This window comes from Sphaerisporangium viridialbum (assembly GCF_049674955.1).
GTDB lineage: Bacteria > Actinomycetota > Actinomycetes > Streptosporangiales > Streptosporangiaceae > Sphaerisporangium > Sphaerisporangium viridialbum.
The window spans coordinates 6,396,873-6,417,299 of the sequence record NZ_CP187232.1; the positions used below are offsets into that span (position 1 = coordinate 6,396,873).

Here is a 20,427-nt window from a genome sequence, read left to right on the forward strand (position 1 = left end):
CGGCCACCTGCGCAGCACGGTCACCGACCACATTCGACCTCATCGCGAAGCCCTATCGCCGCGAGGCCGCATCAAGCGCTGCCCCCGATCGGAGCACCTGATGACCACCCTCCGCCCCCGCCTCGGGACAGGTCTGTGGCTCATCCCTGCCGCCGCCACCATCGTGCACCTGCGCGGTGAGCTCGACCTCGCCACCGGCGAGGCGGTGCGCGAACGCCTGCTCCACGCCTTGCGGCACAGCACCAGCCTGCTCATCCTCGACCTGTCCGGGGTGTTGTTCTGCGACGCCGCCGGGCTAGGCATCCTGGTCGGCGTCCAACACCACGCCAGACCCCTGGACATCACCCTTGGCCTGGCCGCCCCCCGCCCGAATATGGCCAAGGTGCTGCGCCTCACCCACCTGGACCACAGCTTCCCGATGTACGGCACCACCCCCGGCACGGGTACGGGCAGGGTCGGGGGCAGGGTCGGGTCCGGCCCTGCGGCAGCGCGCTGAGACTTCGTGCGCCTATGTCTGTTCTCCCAGCCGGCAGCGGGACGACCGCTCGGCCGCGCCCTTGTCTTCCTGCCGTGGCAACAACCGAGCTGGACCGGCTGCGCCATCAGGTGCTGCGAGAAGCCCAGATCGAGGCCGCCGCGATCATCGCCCAGGCCCGCTCCGACGCCGAGCAGATCATCGCCTCAGCCAAGCTGCAGCGTGCGCGGAGCCAGCACCTGCCGCGACGGAGAAGCCAAGCGGGCCAGAGCACGCAGCCGGCGCCCGCACCCGTCGACGGCGACGGCCCCGCGTCGATCATGGTGCTCAACGACCGCTGGCGCATTTACGCCCCCCTGAGCGCCGACGCCAGCGCCATGGCCACCCTGTACAAGGCCTACGAACTCGCCGACCCCGCCACCATTGTTGTGGCCAAGGTGTTCCACCAAGCCAACAGCGACCCCCAGCGGTTCCGCACCTTCCTGCGGGAAGTACGCGGCATGCGCCTGCACGACCCGCACATCGGGCAGATCGTCGACTCCGGCCAGGACCGCAGGTCCCAGGCGGTCTACCTCATCTCCCCCCTCTACCAGCCGGGCAGCCTCAACCTCCACCTCCAACAGCGGGCAGGCGCCGGCGTCTCGCTGAAGTGGGGCCTGTCGGTCCTGGATCAGGTGCTGGCCGGGCTGCAGGCCGCCGCCATGAGCAACATCATCCACCTGGACATCAAGCCGCAGAACATCGTGCTCGACGGGCTCACCAACATCCGGATCATCGACTGGGGAATGTCACAACTGCACCAGGCGGGCGAGAGCGTCTCCACGGTGTCCCCCGGCGGAACCAAATGGTTCGCCAGCCCCGAGCAACTCGGCGCCACCGACGCCGTACCCAGCGGCCTGTCCGACCTGTACGGCGTCGGCGCCCTAGCTTACTGGCTGCTGACCGGCCTGGCGCCGCTGCGACGCGAGATCGAAACCGGCACCGGCACCGGCACCGGCACCGGCACGGACCTGCTGCAGGTCCGCCACCTGATGCAAGCCGGAACCCGCCCCGAACGCGCCGACCACCTCAACCCGGAAGTCCCCGAACACCTAGGCCGGCTCATCGACCAGTGGCTCAGCTACACCCCTGCGGACCGCATCCCGCACCGACTGGATCCCTCCACCGCGCTCCGCTGGGCACGCACGGCCTTAGACCGCGACATCATCAGCCGCGCCCCAAACCCGAGCGCCCCGCCCCAGGGGAGGTGTGGCTAGCGAGCGGCACGACCGCCCAAGGCCGGTACCCCAGGCTGAGCTGAGGACAGACCAGGACAGACATGGACCATCATCGTCCCCCCTCCGACCCGGCCACCGACGAGTCGCCCAAGGAACGCGTCGACCGGGAATTCGGCGAGTTGGTGCAAGGCTTCCGGGTGGGGACCACCGGCGTGCAGGTGCTGTTCGCGTTCCTGCTCACCGTGCCGTTCTCCGCCGGCTTCACGCGCCTGCCGGACCGTGAGCACTGGATGCTGGACCTGGCGCTGGGCGCGGCCGCGGTGGCTTCGGGCTGCTTCATCGCCCCGGCCGCCCAGCACCGGATCCTGTTTCGCGCCGGCGCTAACGCCAAAGGACTGCTGATGCGCCGATCCAACGCGTACGGCATCGCCGGCGCTGTGGCGTTGCTAGTGGCCATCACCAGCGCCGCCCTGCTCGTTTTCCGCCTGCTGCTGGTCGACTGGGTGGCCGCGCTCCTGGTGGCGCTGCTGGCCGCCTTCATCATCTGGGCATGGTTCATCCAGCCCCTGCTGACCCGTCTGCGCACCGGCGAGCCGCTCCCGCAGCCACCGCCGCGGACAGATTCCGCGATTCAGGTCGCCGCGCCGGTCGACGACAGCAGCGGCGGCGGCTAAGGCGAGCCGGCGGGCAACATAGTCGTGATCGGCAACCCGCCCGCCGGCGGGGCCGATGACCAGGCGTATCAGAGGGGTCCTGCACGACCGGGAAAAGGCAGGCCGATGTCTCGCCTGCCCCTCCGCCTGCACCATGGACTGGCTATCGCGGCTGGTGATGGGGCCTGCTGCGATTGGACGTTTCCGCTGGTGGGCCGATCAGGTCTACTGGAGGGTGATCAGTCGGCACACCTCGTGCCGCTGTCGCCGCTAGGAGGGTCGTCATGACCCTGCACATAGATGGCATGAAGGCGAGCGCACGCGCCAGCCTGAACGGTCAAGCGCCGCGGTGCGAACACCTCGATACATCTCCGGCAACCGAGCACGGAGTACCGCAATGTGCAGGCTGTCTGGCCCTCGGCCTGACCTGGACACGCCTGCTGGCCTGCCTGACGTGCGGCTGGGTGGCCTGTTCCGATGATTCGCCGGGAAAGCACGCGTGGGAGCACTACCAGGAGACCGACCATCCGGTGGTCGCGGCGCTGGAGCCGGATCCGGCCTGGCGCTGGTGTTACGTGCACGAACGGACCGTGTGAGCGATGTCCTCGCGGCGCCGTAATGCCGGCTGCGGCCGCCGCGCACGCTCATCGATTCCGGTGACAACCGGCCTGATCATTGCTCGTTTCCCCGTCCGAGGCCGAGCAGGACACTTAAGCTCCAAGCCGTTTGACCGCGGCAAGCGTCCGCCTGCACACGGTCATGGCTGACGGCGAGACGGATCAGCGAGACGGATCAATGCTCTCCCTGGGCGATGGTCGAGTGGAGCGGTGAAGGGAATTCGCGATGAGTCTGAGTAGGAAGATCAGAGACAAGGCGCAGGCCGTCAGGGGCTGGGCCAGGCAGCGCCTCGGCCGCGCCACCGGCAATCAGCGCTTGCAGGGCGCAGGCAAGAGCGATCGGGTCGTGGGCAACCTGAAGCAGGCCGGCGGGAAGGTCAAGGACGCCTTCAAGCGCTGAACCCTGTCTTCGGCAGGGCGCCCCGGCGGGATCCAGGCTACGAGCCTGGTCCCGGATGACGTCCGCAACCCCACGATGCGCCCATCCGAGTCTCCCTCACCGGTCTCTGTCCCCCATCGCCTCCGGCACTCCCCGCGCAATGACGAAGATGGAGGGTAGAACCGATGCGCATCGCATCGATATTGCTGATCCTGTGGCTGATCGCCGGTGTCATCGCGGCAGGCCAACGCCACTACTACACAGGACCGGTCGAGAACTGCAACCAGGTGGCCACCATCGCCGTGACGATCGTGGCAGGCCCCCTCAACTACCTCGGCATGAACCCGAAGATCGCCTGCCAGACACCCCAGCCCAGCAAGTAAGGGTTAGGCCCTGTCAAAGCCCCGCGAGGATCTAAAGTGCAGGACGACGGTCCATATCGGCGCGGCCTGATCCCTCCCTGCCAAACTAGACAGAGGTAGCAAACAGGCATAAAACTCTGTGCTGAGGGCGGGGAAGGAGACATCCCTTCGTGGGAGCAGGCAAATCGGATCCGCAGATCCCTGACCCGCAGGTGCGTGAGCGTGCAGCGGTCCGCCGGTACTCGGCGGCGTACAAGGCCCGGATCCTGGAGGAGTACGACCAGCTCGACAAGGCCGGCAAAGGCGCGCTGATGCGCAGGGAGGGCCTGTACTCATCGCTGATCTCCAGCTGGAGGACGGCCCGAGACCACGGCGCGGCCGAGGCGCTGGCCCGGCCGGTCGGTCGCCCCAAAGCCGACCCGCGCGATAAGAAGATCGGGGAGCTGGAGGGGGAGGTCGAGCGGCTGCGTGCCGAACTCGGCAAGACCCGCCAGGTGATCGAGGTGCAGGGAAAGCTCTTCGCGCTGCTGGATCAGCTCGCCACCGGCAGCGAGAGTTCGACGAGTCGGGGCGAGCAGTGACCGAGCTCATCGACGCCGCCCAAGCCGAGGCGATCGAGGAGTTGACCCCGCTGCTCGGGCGTCGCAAGGCATGTGCGGCGGCCGGGGTGCCACAGGCCAACTGGTACCGCAAGAACCGCAGGAGCCCCGCTCCCACGCGCCCGCTCACCCCACGCAAGCCACATCCCGCGGCGCTATCGCAGGGCGAGCGCGACCACGTCCGCACCGTACTCAACGAGCGGTTCGCCGACGCGGCGCCGGCCACGGCGTACTTCACGTTGCTGGACGAGGGCACCTACCTGGCCTCTGAGTCCACGATGTACCGGATCTTGCGCGAGCACGGCGAGGTCGGCCGTGATCGGCGACGTCACGCCACCCATCCGCCCAAGACGATTCCCGAGCTGTTCGCTGAGGCGCCCAACCGGGTGTGGGCCTGGGACATCACCAAGCTGCGCGGCCCGGGCAAAGGCGTCTGGTACCACCTGTACACGATCATCGACATCTACAGTCGCTGCGTCGTCGGCTGGATGGTCGCCTCTCGCGAGTCGGCCGAGCTGGCCAAGCGGCTCATCAAGGCCACGGCGGCCAAGCAGGCCATCGACCCCGGCACGCTCACCCTGCACGCCGACCGCGGCTCGTCGATGAAGTCCAAGACCGTCGCCGAATTGCTCATCGACCTGGGCGTGGCCAAGTCGCACAGCCGTCCCAAGACAAGCAACGACAACCCGCACGTCGAAGCGAGCTTCAAGACGCTGAAGTACTGCCCGGCCTTCCCCGGCCACTTCGGCTCGATCCAGGACGCTCGCGTCTTCTGCCAGGAGTTCTACGCCTGGTACAACCACGATCACTACCACTCCGGGATCGGCTACCACCATCCCGCCGACGTGCACTACGGCCAGGCCGACATCGTCCGCGATCGGCGCGCCCGCATCCTGGTCGCCGCCCAGGCCACCCATCCCGAGCGGTTCGCCTCCGGCGGCATGCCCACCCCGCCCGACCTTCCCGGACCGGCATGGATCAACAAGCCCAACAACCTCGACCACAAGGACGAACAAGAAAAGCTGACACAGAATTAGACCATCTCAGCTGCCTTGATCAAATTGACAGGTTCCGGATCGGGAAGGGGTGGCGGGGCATGGAATTACGCCAGCTGCGCTATTTCGTGACGCTGGCCGAAGAGCTGCACTTCGGCCGGGCCGCCGCCCGCGAGCACATCGTGCAGTCCGCGCTGAGCCAGCAGGTGCAGAGGCTTGAGCGCGAACTGGGGGTGCGGCTGCTGGATCGCAGCACCCACCATGTCGACCTGACCCCGGCGGGCGCCGCCTTCCTCATCGAGGCGCGCCAGATCCTGGACCACGTGAGCCGCGCGGCGCTGGCCGCGCGTAACGCCGTCGCGTCATCGCCGACGCTGCGCGTCGGCATCATCGACGCCGCCTACGACTCCATGCCCCAGATCCTGCGCGAGGTCCAGCGCAGCCATCCGGATTTCACCATCCACCAGGTCGAAGCGGGCACCCCCGAGCAATACCGGCAACTGGCCGACGGGCGCCTGGACATCGGAATCGGACGCGCCTCCCAGACCCCGCCCGCGGTGGCTTCCGAGCTGATCAGGCTCGACCCGCTCGGCGTGCTGATCCCCCAGGACCATCGCTTCGCCGCCCAGGACGGTGTACCCGTCGCCGCCCTCGCCGACGAGCTCCTGCTGCTCGGCGAGGAAGGCCAGACACCGGAGCTCAACCAGTTCGTCATCGAGCTGTGCCGCTCGGCCGGGTTCGCGCCCACGGTCTACGAGGGAACCGTCGAGAGCACCCGCGCCGCCGCCGACCTGGTGCTCCAGCATCGCTGCGTGCATTGCATCCCCTCCTCCTCCCGCACCTCCAACCGGCCGGGCACCATCTGGCGGCCGCTGACCGAACCCGTCACGCACTACCCCTGGTCACTGCTGTGGCGCGAAGGCAACCCCTCCCCCCACCTGGCCACCGTCATCCACGACGCGAGGGGACTCGCCCAGCGGCTCGGCTGGCTGCGACCCTCCGAGCAGCCGACGTCGTCCGCGGACGCGCCAGCGGTCATCGGCCAAGGCGATGAAACCGCCTGACGCGCCTCCGCGTCCTGGTCATTGGGCGGCCGCCTGTCGGCCGGCACCCCGGGGCTGAGATCCCTCCAGCCCACCGATGACGACCGGAGGCGGGGCGCTGGTGGTGTCGGCGAACCCTCCCTTACCGACGCCATTGCCCCGATCACGTCACCGCAGGCAGGCAGTGTCGGCAACTCGCGTCGTAAATCAACGTCGGCCAACGGTCGTCAGCTACATTCCGACACATAACTTTCGGCTACGCGCGGTCTCCACCGCCGACCAGAACCCCGACCACCAAATCGACGCCCTCATCCGGGCTAGCGTCGCCGAAGGCGACATCTGCATCGACACCGCCAGCGGTGCCAAGGCCTTCCGGCCCAGCTCGACCTGGGTCCTGAAGCTTCTGCGCGACGACGACACCTTGAAGACCACCCGGCTGGACCGGCTTGGCCGCTCCGTCCTGCACCTGGTCACCCTCGGCGCCCAACTCCGCGAGCGAGGCGTCAACCTACATGTGATCGAACAAGGCATCGACACCTCCACCATGGAAGGCTGGGCCATGTTCGGCATGCTGAGTGTCCTGGCCGAACTGCAGACATGGCTGAGCGAGCGTCCTGCCTGGCCCGGCGCCGACACCAACGCGCTGCTGCTGAACGCCCGCGGCGGACGGCTCACCGACCCCGCCGCCCGCGACATCATCACCGGCCTCGGCCGCGACGCCGACCTGGGCGAGGAACCCGGCGAACCGTTCGCCCCGCACGTCCTGCGCCACACCTTCGGCACCCAGCTGGTGCGGGCTTGGACGGACCTGGTCCTGGTCGCGAACTCATGGGCCACGAACGCCTGGACGCCACCCGCCAATACACTCTGCCGACCCCCGCCGACCGCGCGGCCGCCCTTGGTGGTCACCGATCACTGACGACCGCCCCCGGCGCATGAGGCAGTGGCGACATGATTCTCAGCGGTATCCGTGGTCAGGCAAATATTGGATTTTCGGCGGATGCTACGGCGACCCCTTTATGAATCAGCGGGTATCACCTGGATACGGTCGGCAGGGCCGGCCCCTTCCGCGTCGAAAGGCGACCACGTGTCATGATCGTTGCAAACGCGCCTGAGCTGCCGGCGAATGCGATGGATGCCGCTTTCCATTCGCTGCCTGGCGCCTATCGACGCGGTGACGGCGATCACGGCGAGCTCTGATGTGCAGGTCGCTCTCGCGGGCGGGCGGAAAACCCCAGGTTCGTGATGCTTGGGAAGTTGAGCCAGGACGCTGCTCGGTCGCGCACCGTGATCACTGCGGGCATTCGGAGCCGAAGGATTCGCTCGGCAGTGCCCCAGGAGGGGCCTGTGGGTAGGGTGAGTGCAGAATTCAGCTCGCCTGGGCCGACGGTTCTGCGGCGGCTGGCGAAGGCCGCCCAGTGGCTGTCGACACCGTTGCTGCCGGAGGACTACCTGGGGTTGTTGGACCCGCTCTGGTCGGCTGAGGAACTGCGCGGCCGGGTCGAGGGTGTATACCCCGAAACCGCCGACGCGGCCACCCTGGTGATCCGCCCCGGCCGTGGTTGGAGCGCACACCGCTCCGGCCAATGGGTACGGATCGGCGTCGATATCCAGGGCAGACGCCACTGGCGGGCCTATTCGCTGTCGTCACCGCCGAAACGGCCCGACGGCTGCTTCACGATCACGGTCAAAGCGATCCCGGACGGGCTCGTCTCGAATCACCTCGCACGGCGCACGGCGCCGGGGACGATTGTCAGGCTGGCCGGGCCGGAGGGTGAGTTCGTTGTCCCGGAGCCACCACCGCCGCGTCTGCTGTTCCTGACCGCCGGCAGCGGCATCACACCGGTGATGGCGATACTGAGCAGTTTGCTGGCCAGTGAGACCTCCACGGGTCCTGGCCGCAGCAGCGCGGAGGCTTCCCCGGCGGGCACCAAAGCCGTTCACGCGAAGTGGCCACCCGTGCAGGAGCGACGCGCGCTGCCCGACGTGGTGCTGGTGCACTCGGCGCCGACACCCCAGGACGTCATCTTCGGTGAACGGCTTCGGCACCTCGCCGCGCGATCCCCGCACCTGCGGCTGTATGAGCGGCACACTCGGAGCGAGGGACGGCTCAGGCCGGCGGACTTGGCCGGCCTCTGCCCGGACTGGGCACAGCGTTCCATCTGGGCCTGCGGGCCGGCCGCGATGCTCGACGAGGTCGCGGCGCACTGGACCGGACCGGTGGATCGGCTGCACATCGAGCACTTCCGCCCGACGGTCCTGGCATCCGACGGTGCGGGCGGACGCGTGCGTTTCACCAAGAGCGGCCGGGAGGCGGATGCCGACGGCGCAACGCCGTTGCTGACTGTCGGCGAGGATGCGGGGGTTCTCATGCCGAGCGGCTGCCGCATGGGCATCTGCTACAGCTGCGTCGGGCGCCTCCGCTCCGGTCGAGTACGTGACCTGCGCACCCGCCAGGTCCACGGTGAAGCGGGGAACCTGATCCAGACCTGCGTGTCGGCCGCCGCCGGTCCCATCGAGATTGAGCTTTGAGAGGAACGTACATGCCTGCCACATCGCATCTCACCCGGGCGGATGCCGAAGAGTTCGGCCGGGAACTGGACAAGATCCGCGACGAGGTGCTCGCCAGCCTTGGCGAGCAGGACGCGCGCTACATCCGCGGCATCATCGCCACCCAGCGCAAGCTGGAAGTGGGCGGTCGGGTGCTGCTCTTCGCCTCCTGGCTGCCGCCCGCCTGGGCCGCCGGGACCGCGGCGCTGGCCACCGCGAAGATCCTTGAGAACATGGAGATCGGCCACAACGTCCTGCATGGGCAGTGGGACTGGATGCGCGATCCGAAGATCCACTCGACCACCTGGGAGTGGGACAGCGCCTGCCCAGCCGACCAGTGGAAGCACTCGCACAACTTCGTCCACCACACCTGGACGAACGTGCTCGGCAAGGATCGGGATATCGGCTATTCGGCGTTGCGGATCAGCCCGGAGCAGCAGTGGCATCCGGTCTACCTCGCCCAGCCGTTCTACAACATCCTGCTGGCCCTGTTCTTCGAGTACGGCATCGCGATATACGACCTGGAGCTCGAGCGCATCCCGTCTGGGAAGAAGAGCCTGAAGGAGGCCATGGCCCAGCTGCGCGCCGTCGCAGGCAAGGTACAACGGCAAATAGTCAAGGACTACATCGCCTTTCCGCTGCTCGCCGGTCCGGCCTTCCTGCCCGTCCTGCTCGGCAACCTGACCGCGAACCTGGCCCGCAACGTGTGGTCGCACACCATCATCTTCTGCGGCCACTTTCCCGAAGGCGCCGAAGTCTTCACCGAGGACCGGCTCCAAGGTGAGACCCGGGGTGAATGGTACCTGCGCCAGCTTCTCGGCTCGTGCAACATCGACGGCGGCCGCCTGTTCCACATCATGAGCGGCAACCTGAGCCATCAGATTGAACACCATCTGTTCCCCGACCTGCCCAGCAACCGGTACGCCGAGATCGCGCCCCGGGTCCGGGCCCTGTGTGAGCGGTTCGGTCTCGCCTATACATCCGATTCACTGGCCCGTCAGGCAGGCTCGGTCTGGAAGCGCGTCCTGCGGTTGGCGTTGCCAGGGCCCGGACAGCGGCCACCGGCGGTCTCTTCGCCAGCCAGGAAGCTCAAAGCCCGTGGCCTGACCCTGGACGCCCTGACCGTGCCCAGGGCGATGAGAGCAGATTGACGGGGAAAGCGTCCGCCGCTACCTGGGGCGGCCGGGAAACACGGGTCCGAACACCGTCCAGGGCCGCGATCCCGGCCCTGGCCCACGGGCCTGGCGGGTTGCCGAAAGGAAATCGTCGATGGCTGTGCGCGGCGCGGGGGTCAGTGCTCGAGGCGCAGGTTGAGTGCGTCATGCCAGCCAACTGGGCCCTAACGCAACACCTCAGGCCGGCTCACGCCCGCTGCCGCCGCCCAATGCCCCTTTCGGGCTTACTTGATCTGCCCCCTCGACTACCCAGGGTTCGAGTGAACCGAAGGGTCCTCAGGATGAACCCGAGGGTCTTCACGTTCTATGGGCTGTTCTCCCTTGGGTTCGTCTGAACCGGGTCGCTGGGACTATCCGGCTGGAATTGAACGCTAAGCCTCCCGCCGCAGGTCGACGGCGATGTGCTGGTGCAGCAGCTGGTCTGTTTGATCTCAGCATGGATGTACCGACTGGTAGGTGATTGTTGATCTCATGCGCCTGATCATCCTGCAGGCCGTGGAGCGGCGCTCTGGTGATCAGCGTCGAAGATGAGCCTTGCTGCGAACGCCCGTATCCGCATCCTGGCGGGTGGCGTTGACTGGAAGCGCCCGGTCGCCTCCCCTCATGGGACGGATGTGCCGATATATGTCCGGGGTCATGTGACCGCTGGGTCGTAGTCGTGGGCCTCCACACGCAGGAAGTCGTCGTCGCTCACCTCAGGATCGTTTCATGGGTGTGTTTCACCCGTCTATCCGTATGCAACGACCCATGAAAAGGAAACGCCCAGCATGACCACCGGGCGGCCCGCTGTTTCACGAGTGACCGCCTATGAGACAGCGCGGTCGCGTACTTGATCATCTGGTCGTAATTACGGGTGATCAGATCCCAGTCGATGGGCCGCGTCTTGAGGATCTTCTCCAGTTTCGGCCAGGCCGCGTCGGGGCGTAGAGCTGGATCGCGCCGATGTTCTTCAGCCGGGGCAACAGCTTGAACCCGAGCAGTTCGGTGAAGGCGATTCCGACCAGGCTGGCACCCTGGGTGTCGGCGTAGTTGGCCTCGATCTCGGCAACGGTCACCCTTGGTGAGCTGGCACGGCGCTCTATTTTGGGGCTGGGGCCGCATTTTGGGGCTGGGGCCGCGTTCGGGAGAACCCTCCCGGCAGCGGTCGGTTCACCGGCTAGATATCCAGCGTGGCGAGATGGTCGGCGGTGCCGCCGCGCCATTCGATGAGGAAGATGGTTGCGTCGTCGCTGGTCAACCCGCCCCTCTCGCGCTTGAGTGTGTGGGACAGGTTTCGGGCCATGTGCTGCACGCCTCGTGCGGTGGGCCCGACGCGCTCGATGATGTCGATCATGCGTTCTTCGCCGAACGGTTCGTGACCTTTGTGGTGTTCCTCGACGAGGCCGTCGGTATAGAACATCAACCGGTCACCCTGCTGAAGATCCATGGAGGAGATCAGTGGTTCGGCGCCGCCGAAGCCGACCGGTAGCGTCCCCGGGTGCTCCAGCACCCGCACGACTCGGTGGCCACGAATCAGCAGTGCCGCCGGGTGGCCGGCGTTGACCCACTGCAGATGGCCCGTTCCGATGTCCAGGCGCATCATCTGCGCGGTGACGAACTGGTCGGGGCCGAACTGTTCATCGATAGCTCTGTCCATGAAGGTGTACAGCTCGGCGAGGCCGACATCTGCGCGTCGGGCGTGGCCGGTAGGCGCTCACGGCGACGGTCGCCAGCACGGAAGCGTTCAGGCCGTGGCCCATCGCGTCGATGATGGCCAGATGCAGGATGTCGTCGTTGAGGGCGTAGTCCAGGCTGTCCCCAGCAATGTTGTAGGCCGGCTCCAGGATGCCCGCGACAGAGACCTGCGGGGTGTTCATCGACAGCGGCGGCAGCAGCGACCACTGGATCTCCGCGGCCAGACTCATCGGCTGGCGCCGCCGAGCCTGGAAGAACTGGTCGGTGTAGCTGTTCTTGGTCACCAGCATGTCGGCGACCAGACCGGCCAGCCGCCGCAGCAGCCGTCGGTCGTCGTCCTCGACCGTGTCCAGGGTCAGGGCCATCACCCCGACCTCGTCGCTCCCGTCCAGCAACGGCAGATACATCCGCACGCCGTCGTCCTGGACATCCTCGACCGTGGCCAGTCTGAGAAACGCCTCGCCCGCCCGGGAACCGTCGATCGGGAAAGCCTCGCCGACGGTGAGCCCCCTGCCCGGCAGCGGAACCAGTTCGAGCTGCTCGTAGCACTGCGGCAGGACCGACACATCCCGGCCACCGATCCTGCGCACCTCCTCCGCCACCAGCGGAGCGATGAGCTGCGGCGGCATCTCATGAGCCCGGTCCAGCAGCTGTCCCAGCAGCCGCTCGCCGAATCCCTCCGACAGATCCACCGCAACCCTGCGCTTCGACCGCCCCTTCTCCACCGCTGCTTTCCTCTCGCTCGCCCGACAGCCTGCCCAGCTTTACGGGCTCTTCGACTTTGAGAGGGGCGCTCACCCTCATACCGCTGTGTTGATCGTTTGATGTGTGCAGGCCAACCGTATGCGGCAGCGTTGATCGACGAGGTTGCCGAAGCCGAACGCCACGCGGGCGGCGTCCTTGATCAGCCGGTTCGTCCCCTCGGTACCGGACCTCACCGGTGGGTTCGGGGCTGAGACAACGGAACGGCCAGCGGCGTTAGCGAGCCGACGCGGGTCGAGGCCTGGTGTCGGGGTTGGGGTTGGTGGTGATCCCTCCATACCCCAACCGCGTCCCCGTCGCGAATCTCGATATGTCGAGACGTCGTGTGCCTGTGCGTCCTGACCTCACCCCCTCTCCGTCCGGTGCGTGTGATCTGCGGCAGGCGCGGCGCGGCCGGGGATGCGCAGCATGAACCGTGCGCCGCGGGGGCTGTCTTCGATGGTGAGGGTGCCTCCGTGTGCTTCGGCGATCTGCCGGGCGATCGGCAGGCCAAGTCCGGTGCCGCCGGCGTCTTTCCTTCGGGAGGCTTCCAGGCGGGTGAACCGCTGGAAGATGACCTCGCGCTGGTCGGGGGCGACGCCCTCGCCGTCGTCACACATCTCCAGCACCGCTGTGCCTGCCTCAAGGGTGAGGGTGACGGTGATGGCGGAGTCGGCGTGCCGTTCGGCGTTGTCCAGCAGGTTGTTCAGCAGCCGGGTCAATCCGATCCGCTCCCCGTCGACTATCACCCCTGGGGTGAGGTGGCGGAGCACCGCGGCCCTGCGTGGCCGCCGGTCCAGCTCGCATCTGACCAGGTCGGTCAGGCTGATCACATCGTGTCGGCCGCTGATGCCCGCGTCCAGCCGGGCGATCTGCAACAGGTCGGTGACCAGATCTTCGAGGCGTTCCACGCTGTCCAGGAGCGAGGTGGCGGTTTTTGGCCAGTCGGTCTCCTCGGGGTACATGAGCGCTTCCTCGATCTGCGTGCGCATGGCGGTCAGCGGGCTGCGCAGATCGTGGGAGGCATCGGAGGCGAAGCGGAGTTGCTGTTCGACCGCCGACTGGGCCCGGTCCAGGGTCCGGTTCGCGGTCTCGGCCAGGTCTCGGAGCTCGTCTTGGTACTTTGGCACCGGCACCCGGTGGCCGAGGTCACTCGCGGTGATCTTGGCGAGCTTGCCGCTGATGGCGCTCACCGCTCCAGGGTCTTGCCGACGGTGCGGTAGGCGCCGAGCGCGGTCGCGCCGACCAGCAGGAGCCACCCGGCGGCGAGCGGGACCAGCAGCCCAGGGCCCACATACCAAGGGACGGCGGGAACGGCCATGTCGAGCCGCCAGACCCCGTTGGCCCAATGGAAAGGAAAGGCGACCACGATCTTGCACTCGCCGGGGAACACACGCCCGTCGCACCGGCTCTCGGTCGCGAACAAATCGACATCGGGCTGCAAGTTCGTCATCGGCGGCTTGCCCGCCATGTCCGGGGTGGCGGCGACCATGATGCCGACCGGATTGAACACCTGAACCGCCTCGTCTGACCTGCCCGGCGACAGGAGGGAGGATGGGCCCTCCCCCCGAGGTGTGGACACCTTGAGTGCCAGATCATGGAGATCTGGAGAGCAAGGAGTTCCTCGTGGCCATGAAGTCCTACTCGGCTGAGTTCAAAGCCGATGCCGTCGCGTTGTATCTGTCGGACCCGGCGCGGACGATCGCTTCGGTGGCCAGAGATCTGGGGATCAGCCGTGAGACGCTGCGCCTGTGGGTGCGCCAGGCGCAGGCGGCGGGCACGGCCGGCAAGAAGGCAGGGCCGGCAAGGCAGCCGCCGGGCGGCCCGGTACTGTCCGACCCCGTGGAAGAAGAGAACAGGCAGCTCAAAGCCCGGATCCGGGAACTTGAGCTGGAGCGCGACATTCTGCGCCGGGCGGCTAAGTATTTCGCGGGCGAGACCAACTGGTGAGTCGCTTCCAGTTCGTCGCCGACCACCGTGACACCTTCGGGGTGAAGCGACTGTGCCGTGTTCTTGAGGTCTCCCGCTCGGGGTTCTACCGGTGGCTGGCCGCCGCACCGGCCAGGGCCGCGCGTGCGGCGGCCGACGCCGCGCTCGCGGCGCAGATCACCGAGATCCACGCAGGCTTCGAGGGCACCTACGGCAGCCCGCGGGTGACCGCGCAGCTGCGGGATACGGGCCGGCGGATCAACCACAAGCGGGTGGCCAGGGTCATGCGCGTCTTCGGCATCATCGGGCTGCACCTGCGCAAGAAGGTCCGCACCACAGCGCCCGAACCCTCGCATCACAAAGTGCCCGACCTGCTCAAGCGGGACTTCACCGCGCCCGCGCCGAACCAGCGGTACGTGGGCGATATCACCTATCTGCCCGTCGGCGAGGGACGGTTCCTCTATCTCGCGACCGTGCTGGACCTGCATTCACGCCGCCTGGCGGGCTGGTCGATCGCCGACCACATGCGCACCGAGCTGGTGTCCGACGCGCTGCGAGCAGCCGCCGCCACCAGGGGCGGGGACCTGGCCGGGGCGCTCTTCCACACCGATCACGGGGCGCAATACACCTCCGCCGAGTTCGCCGTCCTCTGCAAGGAATTGGGGGTGCGCCAGTCGATGGGCGCCGTCGGGACGAGCGCGGACAACGCTGCCGCCGAGGCGTTCAACGCCACCCTCAAACGCGAGACGCTGCAGGGCGCCAAACGCTGGTCCTCGGCCCGCCAAGCCCGTCTGGAGGTCTTCAAGTGGATCACCCGCTACAACACCCGACGCAGGCACTCCCGGCTGAACTACCTCAGCCCCATCACCTACGAGCAGCAGTCCGATAGGGTCCTGCTCGCCGCATGACAGCTGGTGTCCACACTTTGGGGTGAACCCCCGATACGCCGTGGTGGCGTACATACTCGGCCACTTCCACCGCGCGGTCGACGAGCTGCTTCGTCCGATACTCGATGGCGGCCTCACGTACCGCCACCAGGACGAACACCGCAACGGCGGTGCAGATCAGCGCCAACACGGCGCTGGCCACCACGGTCAGGCGGGCCCGGATCGAGCAGCTACGCCACGCGCTCACCCTGATCACCCCCTCGCGACCAGATGCACACCCCGAGAGAACTCCTTACCGGCCAGAGGGAGACCCACGACCAATTGTTGGCAAACGTCAGCGGGAGCGCACGGAATGCCCATGCCGCAACGATGGAAGCGAGAAGCCGGATTCGGCGGGCCCCTGGTCGCCGCTCAAGGGGAACCGGAGCCCCCGCTATGCGTTGCGGGCCTGGTCAGGTCGGCGCCTCAGGCGGCTGACTACCAGCTGCAAACGGACCGGTACGGCGGATACTCCGGCGACGCCGGTGGGTTCCGCCATAGGCGCCGGAAGGCTCGCGCTGGCGCCGGACAGGTGCAGGACCTGCCATAGCCACGCCTCGACTGCCGTTGTCGGCGCCGGATCGTGCAGGGTCACCTGCGGTTTCTCCCCCAGCCCGCAGCCCGTTTTAATCCCCCGCCGAACTGGCGGTTCTGAAGGTGCCACCGGAATACGGGAGAAACGGGTGCGGATGGCTAATGCCCCAAGTCAGCGGGGCGCGAGAGCGACGTAGGCGGTGGATCGGCCGATCTTGAGAGTGCGGGCAGCTTCGGTGACCGATACGCCTTCTTGCTCGACCAGGCGGCGGAGACGTTGGGGCGGCCCATGCGCTTCTTGCCGGGCAGCATCTGCCCGGATTCCTGGCGGCGGCGAGCCCTTCGGCCTGGCGTTCGGCGCGCAGTTCCAGCTCGTACTCGGTGCGCCAGCTCGCGGCGGCGGCGGGGACCAGCGAGCGTGCGGCCAACGACCGGTACCGGCGGAGGTAGCGATCGATTCGCGGTAGCCCTGGCGGCTACCCCGGTGCTTTGGCAGGTTCGCGGAGTCTCTGCGTGAAGTACTTGACCAGCAGCGCGAAGGCCAAACGAGTGTCTTCCTGCTTCGCGCTGACCAGGCCGGCCTCATCGCTCAGCACCGTCCAGTGGTCAACCAGTTCATCCATGCCAAGCGGCGGACGCTCCATGCCCATAGATCCGCTCCAGGCTGTCCGGCATTACAGGAAGGTCAGCCGAGGGATCATCCAGGTTTGGCGGCCCATGACACGTTAGTTAACAGCACCCCATCTGAGCCGCAAGCGACTCGATGATCGGCCTGCCTTGCAGGGCATCTTGTTCGTGCTGCACACCGGGATCACCTGGGAACACCTGCCTCACGAACTCGGCTACGGCTCGGGTATGACCTCGCCGAAGCCGTCACAGTCTTGGTTTTGGCATGGCCGGTGATCGCGTGAGCTACGAGGACATCCAGGCTGGCCTGGCGGCCGTCGAGGGCATCGGCTGGAGCAAGGTCAAGCACGGGTACGGTGAGGAGTACTACGCCGACTGGCTCCGCATGGCCCCGTCAAGCTGATGACGACCTTCAGCCCCCGGCCCGGACGATGCGGCTGACGTCGCCCGAAATGAAGCCGTCGCGGCGTGACGAAATCAGGCTCCGTAGTGGGCTTGCCCCAGGATCTCGCTGATCGCCCGCGCTGACGGGTTCGGCTTCGACAGGAAGGCGATGGCGGGGCTGGCAGCGGCCATCTCCGCGACGTCCTGCTCGTCGTAGGTGGAGATCATGATGACACGTGGCGGATCCCCGGTCGCTGTGTCCGCGAGTTTCCCGGCCGGATCGAATCCGCTCTCCTCGCCGCGATCGACCAGCACGACATCCGGCCGGAACTCGGCGTACAGGTGAAGGGCTTCGGCGGTTGTGGATGCCACGCCGACGACGGCGACCCCCTCGGCTTCGAGCAGGCGGCGTGCGGTCTTCTTGAAGTGATCGCAGTCATCGATGATCAGGCAGCTCAGACGCATGACCACAGGATCGCAACAAGCGGAAGCGAAGCGCATCGCAGCCAGCGGGAAACCTGGAGGTGCCGCTGCCACGAAGCAGGGATGGGGGCTGCCGGTACTGGAGGGATGCGGATGTCATCCACGCCGTCAGTCGAGCAGGGATTCGACACCCAACTAAAACTTGTGCGGAGGCAGGGCCGGACGGGTCCAAGCAACAGCAGCGGGCGCACGGTGTTCCATCAGGTCTGGTCTGCGGCGTTGAGTAAGCCGGCGCGCGAGTCGGCGGGCCGATAGGGGCTCCCATCTGGGCGGCGTGCGATGCCGCCCGCCTCGGTCAGAGGTATGGAGCCTGTAAGGCGGGCGCTCGCGTGCAGGCGTAGGAGTGCTGGGCGGACGGTCGAAAGCAGTAGCCGTAGGGCAACCGCCTGGTCGAGACCGGCGGCGATGCCGGTGGTTCAGCGGTAGAGGCGGAGTGCGCCGGTGAGGACCTGGTGGGCGACGGCGAGCACCTCATCGGCCGCGGTGGGCGATGGCGGGGACGTGACGACCTGCACCATCTGGGTGCTGGGCTCGCCGATGCCTGGGGACAGCTCCCACTTCCACGCGGGGCTGGCTTGGTCGTCGAACCGGTCGAGGGAGACCACGAGGGGTGCCACACCGTCCCGGCCCCACGGCGGCGTCTGCGGGAGACGCGCCAGGCGGATGGAGACCCGGTGAGGCTCGATGCCGGTGCTCGCCGCGCCGGCGTCCACGTTACCGGCCGCCCGTGCGTCCATGATGGCCAGCCCGGCGCGCTGGGCGGCCTCGGTGAGCAGGGCGAGCGGGTCGTCTAGGTCGCCGAGCGAGGCCCGTCGGCACGCGGTCGCCCAGCCTGCCAGGAGCGCCTCGGCGAGGCGATTGTCGCTGCCGTGGACCCCGACCCAGTCGGTGGAGGCGATGCCGTGGCGTTGCCCGGTGGTGTGGAGATCGGCCAGCACCTTCGCGGCGGCGTCCAGCACCGAAGGGGTGCAAACCGTGCGGTACTGCCCCTTGGCCGCCTTCTCGATCAGCTGGCGCGCGGAGACGGTCGTGGTGGGGGTCATCGTTTACCGTTTCTGTCGGGAGGATAAGGGGTCGGGTTTGGATGGCGATGCTGACCTAGCAGAAGGCCTTCAGGTGCCCATGTCCGATTGGCGTACTTGAGGGGCCGCGCGTGGCGTACTCGGGAGACCGCTCAGTTGTCCGGGCGTGGGCAGCCTGTTGCTGCTGGGTGAGTGGTTCAAGCCGGGGAGTGTTTTGACTGTCTTAGGTGGCGGACGCGGTGCGGCCGGTGACCTCGGGAGGATCTTCTTGCAGCTCGGTCAGTGCCTGGTGCAGGCTGTCGCGCATCTGCAGCACCTGGTCCAGGCCGGTGTAGCGCAGGGTGCGGCGTAGCCCGGACGGCGGTGTGACCAGCAGCAGTCCTACTCTCCGCTTTTGGCAGTCCTGGAAGACGGCGAGGATCTGGCCCAGGCCCATGGAGTCGCAGAACGTCATTGGGCCCAAGTCCAGTACCAGGTTGACCGCCGGTCATGACGTCCCACAGGTTCCTGACCATGGTGCCCAGCACCGGGGCGGTGTTGAAGTCCACCTCTCCGCGCACGTGCACCACCGCCCACGTGCCGGGCTCATCGAATTCGACGGTGACTTCCAACTCGTCACCCGACCGGGTCCGCTGGGCTCGCCCGACGTGCTCGGTTGAGTCGTCGTGCTGGGTCATGACATTCCTTCCGCGCCGTAAGCCGCCAGTGGCCGTGGCGAGTCCTGCTGTTGCATGGTGAGATCCGTAGAGGAAGGTAGACGACCCTGGCCGCGCCAGTCAGCGAGCGTCCTGGCCCGGGTGGGGGCGTCTCGAAAGTGCCGGGATCTTAAGAGACGCACCCAGCGCCGGGGAAGTCACCTTAGCCACCGGTTTGCACTTCAGTGGGCAGGGTGGCGTCTGAACAGAAGCCCGAGCGAGATCATGGCAAGGCCGAGGATCAGGTGCAGCCAGTTGTCGGCAGTGTTGACGGGGACGAAGTTGGCCGCGCTGCCGTGGCCGATGAGGAGCCCGTAGACCCACAGCACCAGGTAGACGGCCCCGCCGCCGATGAGGAAGACCTGGGCGCCGCCCCGGGTGCGGGCCAGCAACAGCCCGGCGACGCCGAAGGCCAGGTGGACGATGTTGTGCAGGATGGATACCTGGAACACACCCAGCAGCAGCGCGCCGGAGTGGTGCCCGGCGAAGGCGAGTTCACCGTATCCGGTAGTGATGCCGGGCACGAAGCCCAGGACTCCGACCAGCAGGAACGCTGCCGCGACGGTGACAGCGGCCAGATGCTGCGGGGAGCGGCGGGCATGGGAGGTGTTCATCGGTTTCTCCTTGGAGGGTCACGTGGATGGCCCGGCGTACCCGGGGTCGGGCGTAGTCAGGTACGGCTGCAGGCAGGGGTCAGTTCTTGGGCATCAGGACGGTGTCGATGATGTAGACGGTGGCGTTGCGGGTGGTGACGTTCCCGCAGACCACGGCGGCGTCGCCGACCTTGTAGTCCTCTCCGGAGCCGGTGGTGGTCACCTTGCCGCCCTGCAGAGTGGCGAAGGAGCCGTCGTCCAGGTCGGCGGGGGTCTTGCGGCCTTGGACGACGTGGTAGGTGAGGATGTCGGTCAACGTCTTCTTGTCGGCCAGGACCTTGTCCAGGGTCTTCTTGGGGATCTTGGCGAAGGCGTCGTTGGTGGGCGCGAACACGGTGACGCCGTCGGCGGCGTTGAGCGTGTCGACGAGCCCCGCCTTCTTGACGGCGGTGACCAGCGTGGACAGCACCGGGTTGTTGGACGCGGCGGTGGCGACCGGGTCCTCGGCCATGCCGGCGAAGCTGCCCTTGCCCGAGGCGGGGACGGCCGAGCAGGCGGCGCCGAACGGCATGGCCGCGTCCGATGCCGTCGCCGAGGCCGTGGGGGTCTGGGTCGCCGGGGCCGGCGCGGGGCTGGCGGCGGCCGGGGCGGTGGAGGTGCCGGCACCGCCGCCGCAGGCCGCGGTCAACGACACCGCCACGGCCAGGATGGGCAGGGCGAGGAGACGAGTGTTCATGATCATTCCTTTTCTTGT

The 20,427-nt window shown here is 67.5% G+C and carries 24 protein-coding genes and 1 pseudogene; 14 read left to right on the forward strand and 11 right to left on the reverse strand.

Translation table 11 applies throughout. The features are described 5' to 3' along the window. Positions 1–100: 100 nt before the first annotated feature. The 11 genes from ACOZ38_RS28765 to ACOZ38_RS28815 all read left to right on the forward strand — a co-directional run bounded on the left by ACOZ38_RS28765 (position 101) and on the right by ACOZ38_RS28815 (position 10,041). The gene (locus ACOZ38_RS28765) at positions 101–496 is read left to right on the forward strand and encodes an STAS domain-containing protein (RefSeq protein ID WP_424534285.1); all 396 of its coding nucleotides are present in this window, start codon (positions 101–103) and stop codon (positions 494–496) included. Positions 497–570: 74 nt separating this feature from the next. Beyond that, positions 571–1,731 (forward strand): protein kinase domain-containing protein, encoded by a 1,161-nt coding sequence (locus tag ACOZ38_RS28770; RefSeq protein ID WP_424534286.1) that lies wholly within the window; start codon positions 571–573, stop codon positions 1,729–1,731. A 62-nt stretch (positions 1,732–1,793) separates the two neighbouring features. Next, positions 1,794–2,366, forward strand: coding sequence for a DUF6328 family protein (locus ACOZ38_RS28775; protein WP_424534287.1), 573 nt, complete (start codon positions 1,794–1,796; stop codon positions 2,364–2,366). Positions 2,367–2,629: 263 nt separating this feature from the next. Then, entirely contained in the window at positions 2,630–2,941 is a 312-nt protein-coding gene (locus ACOZ38_RS28780) for a UBP-type zinc finger domain-containing protein (RefSeq protein WP_424534288.1), read from the forward strand. 247 nt (positions 2,942–3,188) lie between these two features. Further along, positions 3,189–3,362 carry a CsbD family protein gene (locus ACOZ38_RS28785; protein WP_424534289.1) on the forward strand — a complete coding sequence of 58 codons (174 nt, stop codon included), beginning with the start codon at positions 3,189–3,191 and terminating at the stop codon, positions 3,360–3,362. Positions 3,363–3,526: 164 nt separating this feature from the next. Next, entirely contained in the window at positions 3,527–3,724 is a 198-nt protein-coding gene (locus tag ACOZ38_RS28790; protein ID WP_424534290.1) for a hypothetical protein, read from the forward strand. Between the two features lie 149 nt (positions 3,725–3,873). After that, a protein-coding gene (locus tag ACOZ38_RS28795) for an IS3 family transposase (RefSeq protein ID WP_424534228.1) occupies positions 3,874–5,339 on the forward strand; the annotation gives its coding sequence in 2 pieces (ribosomal slippage) (positions 3,874–4,213 and positions 4,213–5,339; 1,467 coding nt in all). A gap of 59 nt (positions 5,340–5,398) precedes the next feature. Further along, positions 5,399–6,361: a LysR family transcriptional regulator gene (locus ACOZ38_RS28800; RefSeq protein ID WP_424534291.1), complete on the forward strand. Its 963-nt coding sequence runs from the start codon at positions 5,399–5,401 to the stop codon at positions 6,359–6,361. Between the two features lie 100 nt (positions 6,362–6,461). Next, the gene (locus ACOZ38_RS28805; RefSeq protein ID WP_424534292.1) at positions 6,462–7,259 is read left to right on the forward strand and encodes a recombinase family protein; all 798 of its coding nucleotides are present in this window, start codon (positions 6,462–6,464) and stop codon (positions 7,257–7,259) included. Positions 7,260–7,696: 437 nt separating this feature from the next. Next, the gene (locus tag ACOZ38_RS28810) at positions 7,697–8,872 is read left to right on the forward strand and encodes a ferredoxin reductase (RefSeq protein WP_424534293.1); all 1,176 of its coding nucleotides are present in this window, start codon (positions 7,697–7,699) and stop codon (positions 8,870–8,872) included. Between the two features lie 11 nt (positions 8,873–8,883). Further along, positions 8,884–10,041, forward strand: a complete 1,158-nt coding sequence (locus ACOZ38_RS28815; protein WP_424534294.1) for a fatty acid desaturase family protein — start codon at positions 8,884–8,886, stop codon at positions 10,039–10,041. A gap of 881 nt (positions 10,042–10,922) precedes the next feature. Here ACOZ38_RS28815 and ACOZ38_RS28820 read toward each other — a convergent pair. The 5 genes from ACOZ38_RS28820 to ACOZ38_RS28840 form a co-directional block, all read right to left on the reverse strand. Further along, positions 10,923–11,120, reverse strand: a complete 198-nt coding sequence (locus tag ACOZ38_RS28820; RefSeq protein WP_424534295.1) for a Tn3 family transposase — start codon at positions 11,118–11,120, stop codon at positions 10,923–10,925. Positions 11,121–11,221: 101 nt separating this feature from the next. Continuing rightward, on the reverse strand, positions 11,222–11,701 hold the full coding sequence (locus ACOZ38_RS28825; protein ID WP_424534296.1) for a PP2C family protein-serine/threonine phosphatase: 480 nt from the start codon (positions 11,699–11,701) through the stop codon (positions 11,222–11,224). Next, on the reverse strand, positions 11,682–12,464 hold the full coding sequence (locus ACOZ38_RS28830) for a PP2C family protein-serine/threonine phosphatase (RefSeq protein WP_424534297.1): 783 nt from the start codon (positions 12,462–12,464) through the stop codon (positions 11,682–11,684). Before ACOZ38_RS28830 ends, ACOZ38_RS28825 begins: the two co-directional genes overlap by 20 nt. A 381-nt stretch (positions 12,465–12,845) precedes the next feature. After that, positions 12,846–13,673 (reverse strand): sensor histidine kinase, encoded by an 828-nt coding sequence (locus ACOZ38_RS28835; RefSeq protein WP_424534298.1) that lies wholly within the window; start codon positions 13,671–13,673, stop codon positions 12,846–12,848. Then, positions 13,670–13,993, reverse strand: a complete 324-nt coding sequence (locus tag ACOZ38_RS28840; RefSeq protein ID WP_424534299.1) for a hypothetical protein — start codon at positions 13,991–13,993, stop codon at positions 13,670–13,672. Before ACOZ38_RS28840 ends, ACOZ38_RS28835 begins: the two co-directional genes overlap by 4 nt. 113 nt (positions 13,994–14,106) lie before the next feature. Between ACOZ38_RS28840 and ACOZ38_RS28845 the strand changes: the two genes are divergently transcribed. Then, a protein-coding gene (locus ACOZ38_RS28845; protein ID WP_424537099.1) for an IS3 family transposase occupies positions 14,107–15,317 on the forward strand; the annotation gives its coding sequence in 2 pieces (ribosomal slippage) (positions 14,107–14,410 and positions 14,410–15,317; 1,212 coding nt in all). A gap of 1,028 nt (positions 15,318–16,345) precedes the next feature. Here the strand turns inward: ACOZ38_RS28845 and ACOZ38_RS28850 are convergent. Beyond that, entirely contained in the window at positions 16,346–16,519 is a 174-nt protein-coding gene (locus ACOZ38_RS28850; protein ID WP_424534300.1) for a hypothetical protein, read from the reverse strand. 100 nt (positions 16,520–16,619) lie between these two features. Between ACOZ38_RS28850 and ACOZ38_RS28855 the strand changes: the two are divergent. Further along, a pseudogene (locus ACOZ38_RS28855) lies at positions 16,620–16,766 on the forward strand (transposase); the annotation flags it as partial. Then, the gene (locus ACOZ38_RS28860) at positions 16,762–16,899 is read left to right on the forward strand and encodes a hypothetical protein (protein ID WP_424534301.1); all 138 of its coding nucleotides are present in this window, start codon (positions 16,762–16,764) and stop codon (positions 16,897–16,899) included. The pseudogene ACOZ38_RS28855 and the gene ACOZ38_RS28860, both read left to right, overlap by 5 nt. Positions 16,900–16,973: 74 nt before the next feature. Here the strand turns inward: ACOZ38_RS28860 and ACOZ38_RS28865 are convergent, their stop codons facing one another. The 5 genes from ACOZ38_RS28865 to ACOZ38_RS28885 form a co-directional block, all read right to left on the reverse strand. Continuing rightward, a complete protein-coding gene (locus ACOZ38_RS28865; RefSeq protein WP_424534302.1) occupies positions 16,974–17,381 on the reverse strand; it encodes a response regulator transcription factor in 408 nt (135 codons plus the stop codon). Between the two features lie 398 nt (positions 17,382–17,779). Continuing rightward, a complete protein-coding gene (locus ACOZ38_RS28870) occupies positions 17,780–18,406 on the reverse strand; it encodes a hypothetical protein (protein WP_424534303.1) in 627 nt (208 codons plus the stop codon). A gap of 202 nt (positions 18,407–18,608) precedes the next feature. Further along, entirely contained in the window at positions 18,609–18,860 is a 252-nt protein-coding gene (locus ACOZ38_RS28875; protein WP_424537100.1) for an STAS domain-containing protein, read from the reverse strand. Positions 18,861–19,262: 402 nt separating this feature from the next. After that, the gene (locus tag ACOZ38_RS28880; protein WP_424534304.1) at positions 19,263–19,694 is read right to left on the reverse strand and encodes a DUF4383 domain-containing protein; all 432 of its coding nucleotides are present in this window, start codon (positions 19,692–19,694) and stop codon (positions 19,263–19,265) included. Between the two features lie 79 nt (positions 19,695–19,773). Further along, positions 19,774–20,409, reverse strand: a complete 636-nt coding sequence (locus ACOZ38_RS28885; protein ID WP_424534305.1) for a fasciclin domain-containing protein — start codon at positions 20,407–20,409, stop codon at positions 19,774–19,776. Positions 20,410–20,427: the final 18 nt, after the last annotated feature.